The sequence below is a fragment of the Haloquadratum walsbyi J07HQW2 genome (assembly GCF_000415985.1).
Taxonomy (GTDB): Archaea; Halobacteriota; Halobacteria; order Halobacteriales; family Haloferacaceae; genus Haloquadratum; species Haloquadratum walsbyi_B.
The window spans coordinates 3,570,215-3,573,129 of the sequence record NZ_KE356561.1; the positions used below are offsets into that span (position 1 = coordinate 3,570,215).

Below are 2,915 nucleotides of genomic sequence, written 5' to 3' on the forward strand. Positions count from 1 at the left end.
GTTAGTGCTGGCGCTGGAGCTCAGCTCGATGGACATGATTGGGTTCGCGGGGCCGCTGCTGGCTGCCCCGCACCTATTCAGGGGCTCGAAAAACCGAGGCACAGTCTGTTAACCAACAATAGGAGAACTCAGGCGGAATGTGTTGGTTAAGAACAGAGATTACTCTTCGGCCTTCCACTTGAGCCGGCGCAGAATCTGCGTTCGATTCTGGTGGGCGTTCTCGTAGGCAACACACTCTTGGAGGGTTTCCATATCGGGGATCGTCGCGATCCCGGCCTTGATCAGTCGATGGTTCGGTGCTTCGAGGCGCTTCTCGGGTGGAAACTCGTCACTCTCTCCATCGTCAGTTGTCTCCATTTTGGAGGCCCTCGGCCTCTTGAGGGCCGAAAAAACGACATTCTGTGCATCGCCGTCTCGTCTCTGATATCTATTGAACCAATCCGACGGTTACTCGATACAGCAGCTCATCTTCGATGTATCTCGTCGGAATGCCTGGCAGGCGTGTTTGAACGCCTCGGAGAACGTGGGGAACGGGTGAACGGTGTCGATGATGTCGTCGACGGTGAGGCCGAACTTCACGGCCAGCGTCGCTTCCATGATCATATCGGCGGCCCGGGGGCCGACCATGTGGACGCCGACGATCTCGTCGGTCTCGTGGTGTTTGACGACCTGAACGAGGCCATCGGTATTCTTGACGGCTTTCGCTCGCGGCACGTCCTCCATCTGGACGGTCCGACACGAACAGATGCCGTGTTCGTCCATGTACTCCAGTTCGGTCGTCCCGACAGCGGCGACCTCGGGACTGGTGAAGACGACTGCGGGAACCGAATCGTAGTCGATGCTGACGCCCTCGTCCCCGAAGGCGTTCTTGACGGCGTGATTTCCCTCCTTGGCGGCGACCGTCTCCAGCTCGGGTTCGCCGATCACGTCGCCGGCGGCGTACACGTCAGGATTCGTCGTCTGGAAGTGCTCGTCGACGTGGACCGTCCCATCGTCGTTCGTTTCAACCCCCACGGTTTCCAGGCCGATTCCTTCGCTGTTTGGTTGAACACCGGTCGCGACGAATAGTGCGTCCCCGGTCACCGTCTGCTCGGTGCCGTCGACGGCTGTTTCGACAGCGACGCCTGCCTGTATCGACTCGGCTCCACCGTCGGCTGCTGGTGTGCGAACGCGCTGGACGTCGTTGCCGGTGACCACCTCGATGCCGTCCTCCTCGAATGCGCGCTGCATCTCGCGACCGAGCTGCCCTTCCATCCCCGAAAGCACGCGGTCGGAGCGCTGAAGGATGGTCACGTCGACGCCGACGCGGTGCATAATCTGCCCCCATTCGAGCGCGATGTAGCCACCCCCGATGATCACGATGCTCTCGGGGAGGTCCCGCTCCTTGAGGATGGTCTCGCTCGTGTAGTAGTCGACGCCGTCGAGACCATCGATAGACGGCGCCCACGGCGAGCTTCCGGTTGCGACGAGTGCCTTCGCCCCGGTGATGCGTGCTCCTTCGTCGGCGCCGTCGACAACCTCGATGGTTGTATCATCGACCAGCTCGCCGTAGCCTTCGTAGATGTCGGTGTCGAAGTGCTCGGCGACGTCGACGTAGTTCTCCTGCCGGAATCGCTCGACCAGTTCGTCGGTGCCGTCCAGTGCGGCCGCCCAGTCGACGGTCGGTTCGCCATCGCTGTACTGGACTGCCTCAGACGGATTCTCCTGCGGTGTGGCTGCCTGGTCACCCAACGCAAGAAGATGCTTGCTCGGGACACAGCCGACGTTCACGCAGGTCCCGCCAATCGGCAGGCCCGTGTTCACCATCGCCGTCGAGAGATCTCGACGGCTTGCTTCTGTGATTGCGGCGAAGGCTGCGGCGCCACCGCCGAGAATCACGAGATCATAGTCAGACGTGCTGGTCATATATGACTATACTTTACGACGGGAAGTTCTTATACTCCAGAGTCCGAAGCTATGGAGTAGGTTGGAGGCCGCAAAGCTATGGCAGATACCACTTCATCAGCGCCTGCGTGTGATGTTGACGGGACGTGCTACTGTCCGCTCACGGGCGTCATCGACACCTTGAGCCGGAAATACGCGATGCAACTCGTCAGCATCATCGGCGCTCACGATTCACTGCGGTTCGCAGAAATCGAGGAGCACCTCCCGACTGCGAGCACGTCTACAATTTCAAAGCGTCTCGACGAGTTTGAGGAGGCTGGGCTTGTCTCACGGACGCAGTACAACGAAATCCCGCCACGTGTCGAGTACGCGTTGACCGCCGATGGCGACGAGATTCGATTACGACTGGAACCATTACTCGAGTGGGCAACAGAAAACAGCTGAGATACGGAAGTTCAGGTAAAGAGAAAAGAGGGGAACGTTCTTCGATGGAACTCCCCCTGATCTTGGTTAGGCCTCGGGAGATTCGAGTATAACGAGGTTCTGGACTGGGAAGGGATTGCTCTCCGCTTCCAATTCGTCCTCAGACACATAGTGCCAGAGGTGGCCGTTTACCTGATATAGAAACGACTCGCCTCCTTCTGCTTCTACTCTTACCCGCTTCCCGACATTGTCGTCTTCTTCCCAGCCGATGACGGTCAATGGCTCGACGGGCCACTCAAAGAATTTGACCGAGTCACCAGGCTCCAACTCTTCAAAGGTCTCTATATCCCCCTGCTGTGGCTCTCGCGCGTCGAGGGTCGGATTATGCTCAATAGACATGGTCTCTGGGTACGCCCCTACTCACTTAATACTGTCAGCAGTGGATTCCAGCCGCTGGAACGGAAGCACGCTTGGCGAATCTTCTTTCCGACTGCTCTTAGCCCATCGCCTCTTGGAACCGTTCACGCAGCGCGTCCTCTCGCTCTTCGAACTGCTCGACTTTCTCCTGTAGGTCGTCGCTGACGCGCTCGATGCTCGCCAGCGCTCGT

4 protein-coding genes are annotated in these 2,915 nt (G+C 58.9%); 1 reads left to right on the forward strand and 3 read right to left on the reverse strand.

Annotated elements, in window-relative coordinates:
* Positions 1-159 precede the first annotated feature (159 nt).
* Together J07HQW2_RS16555 and merA are read right to left on the reverse strand one after the other, a co-directional pair.
* Positions 160-357, reverse strand: coding sequence for a DUF8129 domain-containing protein (locus J07HQW2_RS16555; RefSeq protein ID WP_021056848.1), 198 nt, complete (start codon positions 355-357; stop codon positions 160-162).
* A gap of 90 nt (positions 358-447) precedes the next feature.
* On the reverse strand, positions 448-1,905 hold the full coding sequence (gene merA / locus J07HQW2_RS16560; RefSeq protein ID WP_021056849.1) for a mercury(II) reductase: 1,458 nt from the start codon (positions 1,903-1,905) through the stop codon (positions 448-450).
* Positions 1,906-1,983: 78 nt separating this feature from the next.
* Between merA and J07HQW2_RS16565 the strand changes: the two genes are divergently transcribed.
* Entirely contained in the window at positions 1,984-2,328 is a 345-nt protein-coding gene (locus tag J07HQW2_RS16565; protein ID WP_048075367.1) for a winged helix-turn-helix transcriptional regulator, read from the forward strand.
* Positions 2,329-2,394: 66 nt separating this feature from the next.
* Here J07HQW2_RS16565 and J07HQW2_RS16570 read toward each other — a convergent pair whose 3' ends face one another.
* Positions 2,395-2,706 carry a hypothetical protein gene (locus J07HQW2_RS16570; RefSeq protein ID WP_021056851.1) on the reverse strand — a complete coding sequence of 104 codons (312 nt, stop codon included), beginning with the start codon at positions 2,704-2,706 and terminating at the stop codon, positions 2,395-2,397.
* Positions 2,707-2,915: the final 209 nt, after the last annotated feature.

What these genes read in the sequence shown, in the direction of transcription:
- J07HQW2_RS16555 (WP_021056848.1), bottom strand. Translation starts at nt 357, where the DNA reads ATGGAGACAACTGACGATGGAGAGAGTGACGAGTTTCCACCCGAGAAG.
- merA (WP_021056849.1), bottom strand. Translation starts at nt 1,905, where the DNA reads ATGACCAGCACGTCTGACTATGATCTCGTGATTCTCGGCGGTGGCGCC.
- J07HQW2_RS16565 (WP_048075367.1), top strand. Translation starts at nt 1,984, where the DNA reads ATGGCAGATACCACTTCATCAGCGCCTGCGTGTGATGTTGACGGGACG.
- J07HQW2_RS16570 (WP_021056851.1), bottom strand. Translation starts at nt 2,706, where the DNA reads ATGTCTATTGAGCATAATCCGACCCTCGACGCGCGAGAGCCACAGCAG.